Raw genomic sequence first — 16,059 nt, 5'->3', positions numbered from 1 at the left:
GTTAGCCGCCCCGCGCCATGGATGGCGCGTGGCGGCGGCCCACGGATTCAAGCCGGAGTGAGGGCATGCCGAGCCTAGGCGAGGCACCGAGTGGTGGGGCGAAGGCCTTTTGGTTACTTTTGGGCCTTTCCAAAAGTGACCCGCTGTAAGAGCGGAACCATAAGCCGCCGTTACCGCAGCAACGGATATGTACACAAACAGATCGCCATCGCAGGCAAGCCAGCTCCCACAGTTAGAGATCCCCCCAATCACTGAGGCACCGCCCGAATCACCGCCCTCGGCCCCTGCTGCCCCACAGGAATCGCCTTCTCCACCGAAGGCAACTGCGGCGCCTGCACATCCGGCATCGCCCAACTCCGCTCCGGCTGCAACCCACCCTGGGCCCGGCGCATAAACTCATACCGGTTCAACGTAATACTGCGCCCCGCCCCACTGTCGCGAATAATGTAGGGCCGCAAAAACACCATCAAATTGGTCTTGTTCACACTGCGCTTTTCATTACGAAACAACGCCCCCAACCCGGGGATATCCGACAACCAAGGCACCGCGTCATTGCTCTGGCTGTACCCATCCTGCAACAACCCCCCCAGCACCATGATTTGCCCGTCATCCAACAGAATGCTGGTATCGATCGCCCGCTTGTTGGTCACCGTCCCCGCGTCCACCGAAGCCCGCGCATCGACGCTGCTGACCTCCTGGTAAATATCCAGCTTCACCGTGCCGCCCTCGGAAATCTGCGGCCGCACGTTCAGCTTCAGCCCCACCTCTTCACGCTGCACGGTTTGGAACGGGTTATTGCTGGTGCCCCCGCCACCGGTCACATAACTGCCGGTGACAAACGGAATGGTCTGCCCCACAAAAATGCTCGCCGCCTCGTTATCCAGGGTCAGCAGGTTCGGCGTCGACAGCACGTTGGTGCCGCCCTTGCTCTTCAACGCACGGGCCAGCACCTTCAAGTCGAGCACCTTGCCGATACCAGGAATGTCCACGGTGCCATTGACCAGACCGATGTTCAGGCCCTTGGGCAGCACATCGATACTGGTTTTGCTGGTAGGCGTGCCATTCAGACCGCTGCCCCCCAGGTTCACACCGCCAAAGCCCCCTCTGCCACCCAGGTTGCCAGCCTGCCACTGCACGCCGAACTCCGTGGCATCGTCTTCGTTGACTTCAACGATCAGGCTCTCGATCACCACCTGGGCGCGGCGCTGGTCGAGCATGTCGATCACTTCGCGCAGGTTGCGGTACAGCGGGTCGGGCGCCGAGATCAGCAAGGTGTTGGTGGTGGCGTCCGCCTGGATCGTCACGCCGCCGGCACTGAACGCGGTGTTCTGGTCATTGGACGTGCTGCCGGTGGAGGTCGTTGCCGAGTTGGCCTGCTGGCCGTACCCCGTCTGCACGCCGCTGCCGGTGGGCGTGCCGCTGCTGTTCTGCGTGGGAGTGCCCTGGCCGTTCTGGCCGGTGCCGCCCATGCTGCTGAGCTTGCCACGCGCCTCGTCACTGACACCGGAGTCACTCTCGCCGGTCAGCAGGCCACGCAGTGACTGAGCCAGCTTGCCGGCCTGGGCGTTGCGCAGGTACACCACGTGCATGTTGCTCGGGTTGCTCTGGGCATTGTCGAGCTTGTAGATGAGGTTGCGCGCAAGCTCCGTACGTTCGGGGCTGCCAGAGCGGATGATGATCGAGTTGGAGCGCGGGTCGCCCACCACGTTGATCTTCTGGGTCTGGTCGGCGCCCTGGGTTTCCAGGAGTTCAGCGACCATGGCCGCGATGTCCACGGCAATGCCGTTCTGCACTTTCACCACGTCGGTGTCGATGGCGCTCGGGGTGTCGATGCCGCTGATGATCTGCGCCACGCGCGCGAGGTTTTCGGCGTAGTCGGTGATGACGATGCTGTTGTTGCCGGGGTAGGCATTGATCGGGTTGTTCGGTGACACGATGGGGCGCAGCACCGGGATCAGGTTCACGGCGTTTTCGTATTGCAGGCGGAACGTGCGGGTCTGCATGCCCGTGGCGCCGGCGCTGTAGATCGGGCCGCCGAGCAGCTTGGCGTCGGCTTCCGGCACCACCTGGGCCACACCGCCCACGTCCACCACGCTGAACCCCTGCATGCGCAGCGCCGCCAGCAGCATGTCGTAGGCCTGGTGCGCCGGCACCTGGCCTTCGCTGACCAGGGTCAGGTTGCCCTTCACCCGTGGGTCCACCAGGAACTGCTGGCCGGTGGCGCGGGACAGCGCGCGCACCACCGCCTGGATATCCGCCTCGACAAAATTCAGCTGCACGGGCTGGTCGCCCAGCGGGTTGCGTGCCTTGACCACGGCCGGAGCATGGCCACGGGCGCTGTTGGTCACCGGGTGTTGCACGGGCGGCCGGGGTGCGGGTTCGCGCTGGCGATCCAGCGGCGTATCGCTATGGCGGGTTTCGGCCAAGGGCTGGCCGAGTTCGCTATCCACCAGCAGCGGCTTGACGGGCTGGTTGTTGCTGCACGCGCTCAGGGCCAGCACCAGCAAGGGTGCGGCCAAACGGAAAGGCGGGACTGACCACTTCATGAAGCTTCCTTAGCGCCAAGCGCCTGATCCATGCGAACGGTCCCGGACACAGTGCCGGCCGAGTTGTCGACGGCGTCCTCTGCGCGCTGCAAACGCGCCTCGGACACCTCCAGAGAGAACGAACGGGGGTTGCCCAGCAGCCAGCTCACCACGGCGTCGGCCGGTGCATTGTCGAAGGTCAGGCGCCAGCCGCCCGGTGCCAGCGCCTCCAATTGATAGCGGCCGTGCAAACCGGCGCCATCCAGGGCCTGGCGCAGCGAGGGTTCGTCAGCCGGCCGAGGCGCAGCGACGTCCTGCAACAGCACGTGCAGGGCTTGCGCCTGGGAACGCAATTTCGGGGTTTCGGCCTGCCAGTAATCGATTTTTTTCAGCGCTGGCTGCACCAACACCATCCATGTCAACAGGCTCGCCAGGGCCACGCCGGTGCCGACCAGCATGCGTTTTTCCCGCAGGGCCAGGCCGCTCCAGAACACGTGGGACTGGCCACGCAGTTGCTGCCACTTATTCATCGCTGGCTTCCTGGACGCTGGCGGTTTCAGCGGGGCCGAGGGTCCAGCCATGGTCATCGCGAACAGCGCTGAAGCCGGCCTGGGCCAGGGCGGCTTGCCACTCCCCTTCAACGGCGGGGCTGCGGCTGTCGGCTAACAAAGCCAAGTGCAAACGCCCCTGTTCGAACGTCAGGCTCTCGACACTGCCGACCATGAACGGCAGCTGGCTGCCGGCCAGTTGCAACAGGTTGCTGAAGCGCTGGCCCGGGTCACCCGCCGCACCGCTCTGCCGCGCGGCCAACTGCTGGCGGGCCTGTTGCAAGGGGTTGAGCACCACCGGCAATTCGGGGAATGCCTGGCGTACTTGCTGGCTGAGCATTGCCTTGATTCGTTGGCCTTCATCCGCCTGGCGGGCGGCGTACAGGTTCAGGCCAATCGTCCAGATCGCAGCGGCCACACCAAGGCAGGCCAACGCCCTGCCCCATCCCACGGTAGACGGCGGGTTCAGGCGGCCCTGCAAGCCCCACGCCGGTGTTGCGCCGCTCCAGCGCTGCGCCGCATCGACCCACTGTACGTCCAGCGCCGGCTGCCCCAAGGGATGCACCGCGCCCTGTTGCAAGGTGTCACGCGTCAACAGATACCCGTCTTCCAGCACCGATGTGCCCACCGGCAACGCATAGGGCGCCGGGTACACGCCGCGCAGCTTGAGTTGTGCCTGAGCCAACACCTGGCCCAAACGCTGCAAGCCGTCCTTGGGCACCCAGGCCACTTGCACACGCCCGTCGCTTTCGCGTGGGCCGTGGGCAACCTGCATCTGCTCCACCGGGCCGAGGATCAATGCCTGTGCTGCGCAAGCCACGGCGGCCTGGGTTTTAGCCGCCGGCAATGGCGGCAGTTCCAAGCCAGTCAGCAGGCTGTCACGCGGGTGCAGGAAGCAGTCGACGGCCTGGCGATGCTTGCCCAATTGCGCCAGGCGCTCCTGGCCTTCACTCACCACCGCCCCACGCTCCACCCAGGCAAAAGTCACCGGGCTGTCAGCGCTGAGTTGATCGAGGGGCGGCAAGCCAATGCGCAAGCGTTTCATACGCCCACCCGCGACCAGATCACCCGGGGCTGGCGGTCTTCCGGGCGGTGCAGCAAAGCATCGAGTGTCACCCGCCGCTGCTCGCGCCGCGCCTGGCCCTGCAGGCGGAACCACTCGCTGGTAATGCCCACCTCCACCGAATCCACCGCCACCTGGGGCAAGTGCAGACGGTTGACGAAATCCCCGCGGTTGATAAACCAGCGCCCGCTGTCCCGCTCGGCCACCAGCCCCTGGGCCTGGGACAGGCTCAGTTGCGGCACCACCGCACTGAGCACTTCGGCGCTGGCGGTGTTGCCGTTGACCCAGGTATTGCCGGGCAGCACGCTGATAAAGGTCTGCAGACGCTGCAGCAGCAGCGGGTCGAGGCCTTCGAGGCCACTGAGGTCGTCCAGGCTGCGCAGCACCGGGTACTTGGCGGGCAAAGCGTCATCCCCTGTGCGCTGATCATAGGAGCCAATCACCCTCTGGCTGATGCGTCGGCTCAGGCTTGGGTCGACGCCGATCAGGCGACACAGGCGCTCGAAACGCTGCAGTTGCTCGACGTCCACCTGCTGGCGGTTGACCAGGTTGCGCAGGTTGAACTTGCCTTGTTCATCGGCCAGCCGCCCCTCAAATGCACCGCTCTGGGCGTGCGCCCACGGTTGGTCGAGGCGGGTCAGCACGTCTTTCTGGCGGGCGTCCCACAACAGGCGACGGCTCTGCTCCAGGCCACCCTGCAACAGCCACTGGCCCTGAATGCGCAGTTGCTCGGCTTCCAGGCTGCGGGTGAACACGGTCTGGCGCGTGAGCATGCTGCCGGCGAGCACCGCCACCACTGCCGCGATCAGCAAGGCGCTGATGATCGCCATGCCGCGCTGCTTCGCCGCTGCGGGCGAATGCCGTTTCATGGCGGGCCTTACAACTGCCAGGAGCCGATATCGGCATTCACGCCGTCGCCGTCTGGCTTGCCGTCGGCCCCCAGGGAGAACACATCGACCTCGCCGTTGGCGCCCGGGTTGAGGTAGTGATAAGGGTTGCCCCACGGGTCGTTCGGCAGGCGGTCAAGGTAGGCGCGCCAGTTGCTGTTCTTGGCATCGGCCGGGCGTTCCACCAGTACTTTCAAACCCTGGTTCATGCTGGGGTAAGTGCCGTGGTCGAGGCGATACAGTTTCAGTGCCTGCATCAGCCCGCCGATGTCCTGTTTCGCCGCCGTGGCCCGTGCCTGGTCCGGGCGGTCCAGCACCTTGGGCACCACCATCGCCGCAAGAATCCCGAGGATGACCACCACCACCATGATCTCGATCAGGGTGAAGCCACGTTGGCCGCGAGGGCCTGGCAATGGGGCGTTAAGGGGCGCGATATCCATCTCGACATTCCTTGGCTGGGGTTCAATTCGTGGCGCAGTGTTGCAAGAACACATGTCAGTCGTATTGAAAATCCTCGGGAGGTTTGGTCGCCAATCGGTCAACTGCCGGCGCTAGTCTGCGGGCCTGTTTCCGGGGTTTGAGAGCGCCATGGTCGGCCGTCGAAACGCGCAAGGTTTTACCCTCATTGAAGTGCTGGTGGCGCTGGCGATCATCGCTGTGGCCATGGCGGCCGCCGTGCGCGTGGCGGGCCTGATGACCCAGAGCAATGGGCTGCTGCGCGACAAGTCGATGGCCTTGCTGGCGGCACAGAGCCGCCTGGCGGAGCTGCGCCTGGAGGGGCACTTGCGCACCGGCAAGAAGACGTTCGAGTGTGACCAGGGCCGCTTGAAGCTGCGCTGCGAGCAGACCATCAACGCCGACGGCCGCCTGTATCAGGTCAGGGTGCAGGTGCTGGACGCCAGCCGCGAGGCGCCGCCCCTGGCCCGCCTGGACACCCAGGTCATGGCCGAGTGAGCGGCGCCAGTTCCGGGGCCGGCGCCAGCTTGTCGAGGTGGACCCGCTGCTTCTCGCCACCGCGCTCGATCTCTACCCCATCGCCTTCGATGGCCGTGAGGCGCACGCCAGGGCTCACCCGCTCGCCCAACAGAAAACTGCGCGGCGGGCCGTCGTTGAGGCTGAGGATCGCCACCGCGCCCCGTGCCCCGGCGAGCACACCCGAGACCTTGATCTGCACCGCCGTCGGCGCATTCGAAAACCATTGCAACGCCGGGCTGTCACTGCGCGCCGCCAAGGCCTGGGGGGTGGCCTGGGGCGTGTGGGATTCGGCCGAGGTGAGCAACAGCGGTGTCCAGACCGCCACGCCCGCCAGCGCGGCCAACACGCCCAGCACCTGCACGCCGTGGGCCAGGGTAAAACGATGAGCGAATGCCATGTCCAGGACCTCCTGTTTGTCCGTGGCACCAGCCTACAGGCCAATTCGCACGTTTTTATTTCACAACCTCTCCAGTTCCCCAGGTGCCTTGCGATGAAACAACGCGGCTTCACCCTGATCGAGCTGATGGTGGTGCTGGTGATCATCGGCATCGCCAGCGCGGCCATCAGCCTCACCATCAAGCCCGACCCGCTGCACCTGCTGCGCAAGGACGCCGAACGCCTGAGCCAATTGCTGCAAGTGGCCCAGGCCGAAGCCCGCGCCGACGGTCGGCCGATCACTTGGCGCGCTGATGCCAAGGGCTTTCGCTTCAGCCGCCACAGTGATGATGGATTGGGCATGGAGACCTTCAAAAACGACGACTCGCTACGACCACGCCTATGGGAAAGCACACCGATGCAAATCAACATCGAACCCCAGCAGACCCTGGTGCTCAACGCCGAATGGATCAACCCGCCCGTGCGCGTGGTGCTGTCGGACGGGCAACACAGCCTCAGCCTGCAACGCGATGCCGCCGGGCTGCTACGCGTCGTGACGCCCTTGTAATGACTCGCCCCGCGACTAACCCACTACGCCTGTAGTGAGCGGGCTTGCCCCGCGCGGCGATGTATCAGACAGGTTCAAGGCGTCAGGTGTACCGCGGCGCGGGGCAAGCCCGCTCACTACAAGGAGAACCCGAAAATGAGTCCATCGCAAAAAGGCTTCACGCTGATCGAGGTGATGGTGGCAATCATGCTGATGGCGGTGGTCAGCCTCATCGCCTGGCGCGGCCTGGACAGCGTCACCCGTGCCGACCAGCACTTGCAGGCCAGCACCGAGCAGACCGAAGCGCTGTTGCGTGCGTTGAACCAGATGCAGCGGGATGTCAGCCTGCGCGCCAGCGTCGAATTGGCCCCCCCCGACACCTCGCCGGAAGAAACAGACAAAGCCGCAGGGCTGGCCGCCGTGACCGTGCGCAGCTCCGACAGCAAAGGCTTCCGGTTGGATGTGATCCGCATTGCGCCCGCAGCCGGCGATGGCTTGCAGCGCGTGCGCTGGTGGCTCAAGGGCGACAACCTCTACCGCGCAGCCGCGCCAAGCCGGGATCGTTTCCCGCTGCCGGCCGCGAAAGATGGCGTTGTGGTTTTGACGGGCGTCAGCGACCTGCAAGTGCGGGTCTGGGAAGCGGACAAGGGGTGGCGCCAGCTGAGTGGCAATCGACGGGAAGACCCGCTGGGCATGGAGATCAGCCTGGTGCGGCAGACACCCCAGGGCGTGGAGCGGTATCGGCAGGTGATGGGGCCGTTGAACTGATACAACCTAGCTCAACAGCACCACCCCACCCGGCAACTCGGTGCACTTGGCGCCGTAGGCATCACGAATCAACAGCGCGACACCCGCCAACTGTTGCAGGTTGAACCGCGCCTGCACCCGCCGTTGGCCCAATTGCTTGTTGAGCAACACCAGCATCCCCGGTCGGTAGCGGTTGATCTCATCCACCACCGTCGAAAGCGTTGCGTTGTTGAACACCAGCACCTGCTCGCGCCACGCCACCACCGCCTGGGTGTCCACGGACACCGGCTCACCGATGCCAGCCGCACCGTAGGTCAGTTGGCGGCCGCTGTCGAGGCGTACGCTGCGCCCGGCCACGTCCACCGACAACCAACCTTCAAGGCAGGTCACGCACACGCTATGGTCGGTGTTGCGCACATTGAAGCGCGCTTGCCCGGCACTCACCCAGCCCTCACCGGCCTGGACCTTGAGCGGTTGCGTCACCCGGGCAAACACCTCCACTTCACCTTCGAGCAATTCGATGCCCAGCCCTACTCGGCTGATGCGCGTCTGGGTGTTGAGTTCCAGGCTCACGCCCTCGCTCAAGACCACCTGGCGCTGCTCGCCGACTTCGGTCTTGTAGTCGGCGGTCAAGCCGGCAAACCCACCCGGCACGCCAACACGCACCATCACCACGGCAGCGGAGGCGGCAATCGCCCCGCCGAGGAACGCGCGTCGTCCAAAGTGACGGGGCGCGGCCGATTGCTCGGCGGCCGTGCCGATGTGCTGCCACAACAGCTTGGCCTGCTCGAACGCCTGGGCATGTTCCGGGCTCTGGGCGCACCAGGCGCGCAACGCCTTGGCGTCGGCCACGGTGGCGCGCCCCGAGGTCAGCAACAGCAGCCAGTCGCGGGCTTCATCGTGCAGGGGGCTGGCGGCGGATTGCCGGGCGGCGGAGAGGCTAAAAATGTTCAAGCGCGCAAATACTCACGGATTTATCAGGGACTCGACACTAAGACGGTTTTCCGGCCCCGGGACCGAACCGCTGAATCACTTTTCTTTCCAGGCGCTTGGCGCAATGGCCCAGGGCGGCCTTGATTTCCTTCTCGACCATGCGCGTGGAGATGCCAAAACGCTGGGAGATTTCCAGGTGTGGCGCCTCCTCCAGGCGCGCCGCGATGAGGATCTTGCGCCGGCGTGCCGGCAGCTCGTAAAGCGCCTTGACCAGGGACTGGATCTCGCGCTGGCCACCCACCACCCGCGACGGGTCCAGGGCTTCGTCGCCGGTTTGCAGCAGCTCTTCGACTTCGCTGCCAGTGAGCAAGCGCGCGTCGGCCTGGCGGCGGTCGGCGGCAATGTTCAGGGCCATGCGGTACAGGTAGGCGTTGGGCTGTTGCAGGTTGGGTGGCACGTCCATGCGGTCGACCCGCAAGTAGGTTTCGTGCAGGACGTCGTTGGCCAGGTCCTCGGAGCCCAGGCGCTTGCGCAAACGCACCTTGAAGTCCTCGTAGGACGCCAGGAACAAGCTGACCATCGTACTGTGCCCGGTATTTTTCATCCGCCCGTGGCTCCTTTCCCTGCTGTGCATTCCATGCGCATTCCTGTTGTGTCGGGCATCAAAAGTAAGGTCACGGGCTGGCGCAGCGAACTGGGTGCCGGGCGTTCAACCCGGGCGGTGCCAAGGCCGCGCACCAGGGCTTCGTCGCGTTGCGTATCACCCGTGGAACTGACCAGCCGGCTATGTTCGATCAGCCCTTGCGGGTTGACCCACACCTGCACCAGCGCACGGTAAGTTCCCGGGCGAGTCAACGGCGTACGGCACAGGCTGGCTTCGATCGCCTGCTGCAACGCCGCGGCGTAGCTGCTGTTGAGCCGCGCGGCGTTGCGTGCAGAGAGGCCACGCGGCGCAGGCGCCTGTTCGACGTCGGGGCGTTGCAAAGTGAACGCATCGTTGCGTGCATAACGTGCCATCAGGCCACTCCCTGCCAGCAACATCGCCAGTGCTTCTTGCGCCGTGTAGCGCCCGCGCACACCGATGGAGCGCCGGCCCTGCGTCAACTCGCGGTCCACCAGCACCGCCATCCCAGTGGCGCGGCTATATGCTTGCAGTGCGTGTTCCAGGTCTTGTGCTGGCAAGTCCAGAAGCAACAGCGGCGACTCGGCGATCGCCGGCTGCGCACCTGCAAGCAGCCATAGCAAGACCAGGGCGCATGTGGCGCGCCTCAAGCTCCCTTGCCCACCCCCCGCTCCGCATCGCTGCACGGCTGACGTGTCCTTGAAAACCGTCATCCTGAGGCCAGTTTATGAACCTGATGTTACGGTGATGGCAAAAAAAACATCACGGTGACGGCAAGCCCGCTGCACTACACTTGCCAGGGTTGACGGCCCCCTTCGCGGGCCTGCCAGGAGGCCCGTATGAAGCGCTTTGTACCCCTTGCCAGCCTGTTGCTGTGCGCCGTATTGCCATTGGTCGCCCACGCCGAAACAGCTGCCCCAAGCTGCACGGAAGTCACGATGGATGGGTATAAGGCGCCCGACTATGGCTGCCTGAGCCAGCAGATGGGTAACACGCCGGACGCCGCCAAGGCCGCGCAGAAAAACCGCGAGGCCCAGAACATTCCGGTAGAGAAGCGGCCGCCGAACCAGGTGGGTTTATCCACGCCGGCGGCGACCAGTGTGCGCATGGGTAACACGTTCGGGACGTCGGTCAAGCCGCAGCGTCCCTGAACGTCAGGCCGCGCTGGCCAGCCCCTCTGGTGCCTGCACCACGGCCGGGCGGCTGCTGGCGACAAAGTCTTCCTTGCGCAAGACCACCAGGGCAATCAACGACACCACGCCGGTGGCCACGTAGAAGTACCACGGCGAGGTGATGTCGCCTGTCACCTTGATCAGCCAGGTAGAGATCAACGGCGCGCTGCCGCCGAACACCGCCACCGGCACGTTGTACGCCACGGCAATCCCGGTGGAGCGGATTCGCGTCGGCAACAGTTCGCTCATCAGCGCATAGGTGGACGATGCATACAGCCCGAACAGGATCGCCACCGCCATCAAGGGTGCAAAGAACGACGCCGGTGTGGCCGTGGGTGCCGACTTGAACAGCCAGAACATCGCCAGGGTGGCCAGGGTGCCGATCACCATCAGGAACGGCTTGCGCCCGTACTTGTCGGTGAACGCCCCCCCGAACGGCATCACAAACGCCGCCGAGAAACTGGCCACGAACACGTAGAGTAAAGTGGTGCCGCTGTCGAACTTGAGGATCTTGGCCATGTAGGTCGAGGCGAAGGTCAGCACCAGGTAGAAGATCGAGCTGTGCAGGGTGATGATGAAAAACACCAGGGCAATCGCCCGCTTCCACTGCCAGACCTCACGCAGCGGCGCGCGGGAGGTTTGCCCGGCGCGTTGCAGGGCGAGGAACTCGGGGCTGTCTTCAAGCTTGAGGCGGATGTACATGGAGATAAAGCCCAGCGGTGCGGCAATCAGGAACGGCACGCGCCACGCCCACTCCTGCATCACGTCGGCGCCCAGCACCCAGGTCATGCCATTGGCCACGGCGCCGCCCAGCAACAGACCGAGCACGGCGGTGACCATCAGCCAGCAGGTGGCAAAGCCGCGTCGACCGGGGCCGGCGTATTCGGAGATGAAACTGGTGACCGTGCCGATCTCGCCACCCGCCGAGAAGCCCTGCACGCAGCGCACCAGGATCAACAGGATCGGCGCGGCGATGCCAAGGGTGGCATAAGTCGGTAACAGGCCGAGCAACACCGTGGAACCGGTCATCATCACCAGCGCCATGATCAGGGTCTTGCGACGGCCAATCTTGTCGGCCAGCGGGCCGAAGAACAGGCCGCCCAGCGGCCGGATGAAGAAGCTCAGGGCAAACGCGGCGAAGCTCGCCAGCAGGCTGGTGGTGGGGTCATCGGAGACAAAAAACGCCTGGCCGATGTACACGGCGAGAAAGCCGTAGACGCCATAGTCGTACCACTCGATCAAGTGGCCGGAGGTGGCACCGAGAAACGCACGGCGCCGCTTGCGGACCGTGTCTTGCGCGTGAATGCCCATTGAAGGGACTCCTTGTCTGTTATCTATCCATGGAAAACGGGTTCAGCGAACGGCGGCGATACTCCCTGCTTTCAACACCTGTCGCAAGTCGGTCTTGAGGATTTTGCCGTAGCTGTTCTTCGGCAGCTCATCGCGGAACACATATTTTTTGGGCTTCTTGAACGAGGCCATGCGTTCGAGAAACCAGGCAGTCAATTCGGCATCGTCGAGGATTTGACCGCTGCGGGTTACCACAAACGCCACCACCGACTCACCCCACTGCGCGTCCGGCTCGCCCACCACGCACACTTCAAACACCTCGGGATGTTGGGCCAGCACTTCCTCGACTTCACGCGGGTACACGTTGCTGCCGCCCGTGATGATCACGTCCTTGGAACGGTCCGTGAGGGTCAGGTAGCCGGCCGGGTCGAGAAAACCGATATCGCCGGTCAACAGCCAGCCGTCTACCAGGGCTTGCTCGCTGGCCTGGGGGTTGCGCCAGTAGCCCTGCATCACCGTGGCTCCGCGCACGGCAATTTCACCCCGCTCGCCGGTGGCCACTGGCTGGTGCTCTGCATTCAGAATGCGGATTTCCACACAGGATTGCGCGTGGCCGACGGACGCGGCCAGGATCGCCCAATCCGGCCGCTGGCGGTCGGCGATCAGTGCGCGTGGCAGCACGCTGATGGTCATCGGGCTCTCGCCCTGGCCGTAGATCTGCACGAAGCGCGGGCCGAAGGTGTCCAGGGCTTCGCGCAGGTCCGCCAAGTACATCGGGCCACCGCCGTAGACGATGGTCTTGATGCCCTCGCCGGCATAACCCTGGCGCCGCGCCTGTTCGACCATACGCTTGACCATGGTGGGCGCAGCAAACAATGAAACGTTGCCCAACTCGGCCGCGAGCCCGAACAGCTCGGCGGCGTCAAAGCCATGGGAAGCCGGCACCACATGCCGTGCACCGCAGCGCACATGGATGAAGTTGTAGAGCCCTGCGCCATGGGACATCGGCGCGGCATACACCACCGCGTCATCTCCACTCACCGAGTCGACATCGGTGGGATAACACAGCGACATCGCCATGAGGTTGCCATGGGACAGCATCACGCCCTTGGAACGCCCCGTGGTGCCGGAGGTGTAGAACAGCCAGGCAAGGTCTGAGTCCTGGCGTGGCACCGGGTGTTCCAGGGTGGGCCAGGGGCGTGTCGGGGGCAACACGTGGCCGTCCAGCTCCTTGCAGACTGTAGGCAGGTCGCGTGCGGCAAACACCCTGCCGCCATCGGTGAAGATCAGGCGCGCCTCAGCGTTAGTCGCGATCCACACCGCCTCGGCCGGGTGCAGCTTGGCGTTGATCGGTACCGCGACCGCCCCCATCCACCAGATGGCGTAGAGCAATTCCAGGTAGTCGCCGCTGTTTTTCATCAGCACCGCCACCGCATCGCCGGGCACCAGCCCGTGCTGGTCTACCAGGCAGGCGGCGCGTTGGCGGGCATGGGCGGCGAAGGTGGCATAGTCGGCGGTTTGCCGCGTGCCGTCGAACAGCGCGGGGCGTTGAGGATCGCGGCGTTGGGTGTCGTGCAGCCAGTTGGCAATGTTCATGGCTCAGCAGCGCCGCGCATGGAGGACCGAGGCATAGTTGGCCACCGCCATCCCGCCCATGTTGAACACCAGGCCGAACTCGGGGTTGGGCACTGCCAGGCCGATCGGTTCGCCGGTCAGTTGGCGGAACGCCAGGGCATGCATCGACACCCCAGTGGCTCCAACCGGGTGCCCCTTGGCCTTGAGGCCACCGGACAGGTTCACCGGCAAGCGTCCACCGGCGCGCACTACGCCGCTGTCGAGCACGCGATGGCCCTCGCCTTTGGGCGCCAGGCCCATGGCTTCATAGATCAGCAGTTCGGCGATGGTGAAGCAGTCGTGCACCTCGGCAAAACTCAGGTCGGCCAGGGTGATATTCGCCCCGCGCAACGCTGCGTGGATCGCCCGTTGCGGGCCTTCGAAGGCGAGGATGTCACGCTGGGCGATAGGCAGGCAGTCGTTGACCTGGGTCATCGCGCAGATCTGCACGTCACGGCGAAAGGCACGGGCACGCTTGGGCGAAGCCAGGATGATGGCGGCGGCGCCGTCGCTGATCAGCGAGCAGTCGGTGAGCCGCAGGGAGTCGGCCACAAACGGGTTGCTCGGCGAAACATTGTTGCAGTGCTCAAAATCCATCACCCGGTGCATCTGCGCCAGCGGGTTGGCCATGGCATTGGAGTGGTTCTTGGTGGCGATGGCCGCCATCGAGCCCAGCGGACAGTGGTAGCGCTCGGCGTACTGCCGCGCCGCGCGGCCGAACAGCTGCGGGAAACTCAGGCCGGCTTCTGCCGGGTCATTCTGGTAGCCGGCGCCAGCCAGGGCCTGGGTGACGGCAGCCGTGGAGGTGTGGGTCATCTTTTCGGCACCCACCACTAACACCAGCTCGGCGCTGCCGGACAGGATCGCGTTCACCCCGGCCTGGATCGCCGCCGAACCGGATGCACAGGCATTTTCGCAGCGCGTGGCCGGTTTGAAACGCAGCCCCGGGTCGGCCTGCAGCAGCAAAGAAGAGGCAAAACCGTCAGGCACCAGCCCCGCGTTAAAATGCCCGAGGAACACCGCATCGATTTGCGCGGCATCGATGGCCGCATCCACCAGGGCTTCGCGGGTGACCTGCACGATCAGGTCTTCAAGGGTGGTGCCTTCCAGGCGTCCAAAACGTGAATGACCGGCGGCAACAATGGAGACGCTTTGAGCAGTCATAATCAATTTCTTCTGTTTTTGGTGCGTACATTCCCTACAATGCCCCACCACTGGTCGCTCGCCAATTCGTGTAACTACTTACACGGATAAGTAGCCTCCAGGTGAGAAAAACAACGAGGCAGGATGCCTGATGACCGTGTTTACCCGGCAATTTCCCGACATCGAACGCCTGGCGTTCCAACGCTCCCCCGCACCGCAGCTGGTGACCAGCCACCGCGTGATGATCGACTGCAACGAAGCCTTCCTGCAGCTGTTCGGCTACCCGCGCGAAGCCCTGCTCAACCAGTTGACCCTGTTGATCTACCCGTCCCAGGCCGACTACCACGCCATCGGCAAGCGCAGCCACGACTGGCTGCTCGACAGCGACAACGGTTTCTACTCCGACGAGCGTTTCATGCAGCACAAAAACGGTGAGGTGTTCTGGGCCAAGTCCCACGGCTACACCCTCACGCCCGAGGACCCGTTCAAGCTGATGATCTGGCACTTCGAGCGCCTGGATCGCGCCCACCAGGGCACCGGCGACCTCACGCCACGGGAGCGGGAAATCGCCCTGCTGATCGTCAACGGCTACAAGTCCAAGGAAATCGCCCAGCGCCTGGCGATCTCCCATCGCACGGTGGAAGTGCACCGCGCGCGGCTGATGAGGAAGTTGCAGGCCAAAACGGTGGTGGAGCTGGTGTCGAAGATCATCCCGACCAACTGATAGAGCTGAACACCAAGCGCGGGTGAAAGGCGTTGACGGTTTTTTCATGTTTGGCCCTCTATGATGCAGCCCTTCGTTGGGGAGTAACCGGCTTCTGACCCGTTCAGAAGCGTTCGTATCAACATATTCGGCAACCTGCCGTGGTACGAACACCGTTGTGGTTGGTGAGACCAGCGACATATCCATGCCGGAAGTCGGGCGTGTGGGTGTGTCGTTGACTCATGCAGCCCGACTGGAAGCCTGACCGTGAACCCCATTTCCCTGATTCTTCTCGCCCTGGCCATGTCCACGGACGCCTTTGCGGCGGCCATCGGCAAAGGCTCCAGCCTGCACAAACCACGCCTCACCGAAGCCCTGCGCGCCGGCCTGATCTTTGGTGTGATCGAGGCCATCACGCCGATGATCGGCTGGGCCATCGGCCATGCCGCCACCCGTTGGGTTGAACACTGGGACCACTGGATCGCCTTTACCCTGCTGGTCGCGCTGGGCCTGCACATGATCTACAACGGGTTCAAGGCCGAGGATGAAGAGGTCGAGAAACCGACCCAGCATTCATTCATGATCCTGGCCGTGACGGCGTTTGCCACCAGCATCGATGCCCTGGCCGTGGGCGTGGGCCTGGCGTTTGTCGACGTGAATATCCTGGTGGCCGCAGCCGCCATTGGCCTGGCGACCATGACCATGGTCACGATCGGCATGATGCTCGGGCGTGTGCTGGGTACCGTGGTGGGCAAACGCGCCGAGATGGTCGGCGGCGTGGTGCTGATGCTGGTGGGTGCGACGATTTTGTATGAGCACCTGTCGGCCTGAACGGTACCAGCGTCTGGTAGATAGCTATCGCTGGCAAGCCAGCGCCTACAGGAGATCGGCGGTGGCTTGCCGGCGATGGCGGTT

At 64.4% G+C, this 16,059-nt stretch carries 18 protein-coding genes and 1 riboswitch; of the genes, 6 read left to right on the top strand and 12 right to left on the bottom strand.

The annotated features are described in order from the left end of the window. Positions 1–248: 248 nt before the first annotated feature. Genes gspD through gspG form a run of 5 tightly spaced genes read right to left on the bottom strand, consistent with a single transcriptional unit; the run spans position 249 to position 5,463 of the window. Positions 249–2,546, bottom strand: coding sequence for a type II secretion system secretin GspD (gspD, locus tag AC07OV_RS08660; protein WP_495092047.1), 2,298 nt, complete (start codon positions 2,544–2,546; stop codon positions 249–251). After that, positions 2,543–3,055: a type II secretion system protein M gene (locus AC07OV_RS08655; RefSeq protein WP_176997723.1), complete on the bottom strand. Its 513-nt coding sequence runs from the start codon at positions 3,053–3,055 to the stop codon at positions 2,543–2,545. The genes gspD and AC07OV_RS08655 overlap by 4 nt, the downstream gene beginning before the upstream one ends. Further along, positions 3,048–4,118 carry a type II secretion system protein GspL gene (gspL, locus tag AC07OV_RS08650; RefSeq protein ID WP_495092046.1) on the bottom strand — a complete coding sequence of 357 codons (1,071 nt, stop codon included), beginning with the start codon at positions 4,116–4,118 and terminating at the stop codon, positions 3,048–3,050. The genes AC07OV_RS08655 and gspL overlap by 8 nt, the downstream gene beginning before the upstream one ends. Next, positions 4,115–5,005 (bottom strand): type II secretion system minor pseudopilin GspK, encoded by an 891-nt coding sequence (gspK, locus tag AC07OV_RS08645; protein ID WP_494996832.1) that lies wholly within the window; start codon positions 5,003–5,005, stop codon positions 4,115–4,117. Before gspK ends, gspL begins: the two co-directional genes overlap by 4 nt. A gap of 8 nt (positions 5,006–5,013) precedes the next feature. Beyond that, positions 5,014–5,463 (bottom strand): type II secretion system major pseudopilin GspG, encoded by a 450-nt coding sequence (gene gspG, locus AC07OV_RS08640; protein WP_176997720.1) that lies wholly within the window; start codon positions 5,461–5,463, stop codon positions 5,014–5,016. A 148-nt stretch (positions 5,464–5,611) separates the two neighbouring features. Here gspG and gspI point away from each other — a divergent pair, with 148 nt between their 5' ends. Continuing rightward, complete coding sequence (gene gspI, locus AC07OV_RS08635; RefSeq protein ID WP_176997719.1) at positions 5,612–5,977, top strand: type II secretion system minor pseudopilin GspI; 366 nt, start codon at positions 5,612–5,614, stop codon at positions 5,975–5,977. Here gspI and AC07OV_RS08630 read toward each other — a convergent pair. Then, positions 5,964–6,395, bottom strand: coding sequence for a type II secretion system protein N (locus AC07OV_RS08630; RefSeq protein ID WP_494996831.1), 432 nt, complete (start codon positions 6,393–6,395; stop codon positions 5,964–5,966). The two genes, gspI and AC07OV_RS08630, sit on opposite strands and share 14 nt — an antisense overlap. Before the next feature lie 93 nt (positions 6,396–6,488). On the opposite strand from AC07OV_RS08630, the gene gspH reads away from it, so the two are divergent. Then, positions 6,489–6,941, top strand: coding sequence for a type II secretion system minor pseudopilin GspH (gspH, locus tag AC07OV_RS08625; protein ID WP_494996830.1), 453 nt, complete (start codon positions 6,489–6,491; stop codon positions 6,939–6,941). 135 nt (positions 6,942–7,076) lie between these two features. After that, positions 7,077–7,688: a PulJ/GspJ family protein gene (locus tag AC07OV_RS08620; protein WP_495092045.1), complete on the top strand. Its 612-nt coding sequence runs from the start codon at positions 7,077–7,079 to the stop codon at positions 7,686–7,688. 6 nt (positions 7,689–7,694) lie between these two features. On the opposite strand, the gene AC07OV_RS08615 is transcribed toward AC07OV_RS08620, so the two are convergent. The 3 genes from AC07OV_RS08615 to AC07OV_RS08605 are packed head-to-tail and all read right to left on the bottom strand — an operon-like array spanning position 7,695 to position 9,845. Further along, entirely contained in the window at positions 7,695–8,621 is a 927-nt protein-coding gene (locus tag AC07OV_RS08615; protein ID WP_495092044.1) for a FecR family protein, read from the bottom strand. A gap of 37 nt (positions 8,622–8,658) precedes the next feature. After that, positions 8,659–9,204, bottom strand: a complete 546-nt coding sequence (locus AC07OV_RS08610) for an RNA polymerase sigma factor (RefSeq protein WP_176997714.1) — start codon at positions 9,202–9,204, stop codon at positions 8,659–8,661. Further along, positions 9,201–9,845, bottom strand: a complete 645-nt coding sequence (locus AC07OV_RS08605; protein WP_494996827.1) for a secretin and TonB N-terminal domain-containing protein — start codon at positions 9,843–9,845, stop codon at positions 9,201–9,203. Before AC07OV_RS08605 ends, AC07OV_RS08610 begins: the two co-directional genes overlap by 4 nt. A gap of 216 nt (positions 9,846–10,061) precedes the next feature. Between AC07OV_RS08605 and AC07OV_RS08600 the strand changes: the two genes are divergently transcribed. Next, positions 10,062–10,373, top strand: a complete 312-nt coding sequence (locus AC07OV_RS08600; protein ID WP_495092043.1) for a hypothetical protein — start codon at positions 10,062–10,064, stop codon at positions 10,371–10,373. Positions 10,374–10,376: 3 nt separating this feature from the next. Here the strand turns inward: AC07OV_RS08600 and AC07OV_RS08595 are convergent, their stop codons facing one another. From AC07OV_RS08595 to AC07OV_RS08585, 3 genes are read right to left on the bottom strand one after another with little or no spacing between them, the layout of a single operon-like run. Further along, positions 10,377–11,705: an MFS transporter gene (locus AC07OV_RS08595; RefSeq protein ID WP_495092042.1), complete on the bottom strand. Its 1,329-nt coding sequence runs from the start codon at positions 11,703–11,705 to the stop codon at positions 10,377–10,379. A gap of 42 nt (positions 11,706–11,747) precedes the next feature. Next, on the bottom strand, positions 11,748–13,280 hold the full coding sequence (locus AC07OV_RS08590; RefSeq protein WP_495092041.1) for a class I adenylate-forming enzyme family protein: 1,533 nt from the start codon (positions 13,278–13,280) through the stop codon (positions 11,748–11,750). A gap of 3 nt (positions 13,281–13,283) precedes the next feature. After that, positions 13,284–14,462 (bottom strand): acetyl-CoA acetyltransferase, encoded by a 1,179-nt coding sequence (locus tag AC07OV_RS08585; RefSeq protein ID WP_176997709.1) that lies wholly within the window; start codon positions 14,460–14,462, stop codon positions 13,284–13,286. Positions 14,463–14,592: 130 nt separating this feature from the next. On the opposite strand from AC07OV_RS08585, the gene AC07OV_RS08580 reads away from it, so the two are divergent. Then, positions 14,593–15,165 (top strand): LuxR C-terminal-related transcriptional regulator, encoded by a 573-nt coding sequence (locus AC07OV_RS08580; protein WP_494996822.1) that lies wholly within the window; start codon positions 14,593–14,595, stop codon positions 15,163–15,165. A gap of 66 nt (positions 15,166–15,231) precedes the next feature. Next, positions 15,232–15,401: riboswitch (yybP-ykoY riboswitch) on the top strand. A 10-nt stretch (positions 15,402–15,411) separates the two neighbouring features. Beyond that, the gene (mntP, locus tag AC07OV_RS08575) at positions 15,412–15,975 is read left to right on the top strand and encodes a manganese efflux pump MntP (RefSeq protein WP_494996821.1); all 564 of its coding nucleotides are present in this window, start codon (positions 15,412–15,414) and stop codon (positions 15,973–15,975) included. The last annotated feature ends 84 nt before the right edge of the window (positions 15,976–16,059 follow it).

It is taken from the genome of Pseudomonas sp. GW821-FHT09A09 (assembly GCF_059418405.1).
Note: the sequence above shows the minus strand (reverse complement) of the source record. Positions and strands in the feature narration are given on the sequence as shown.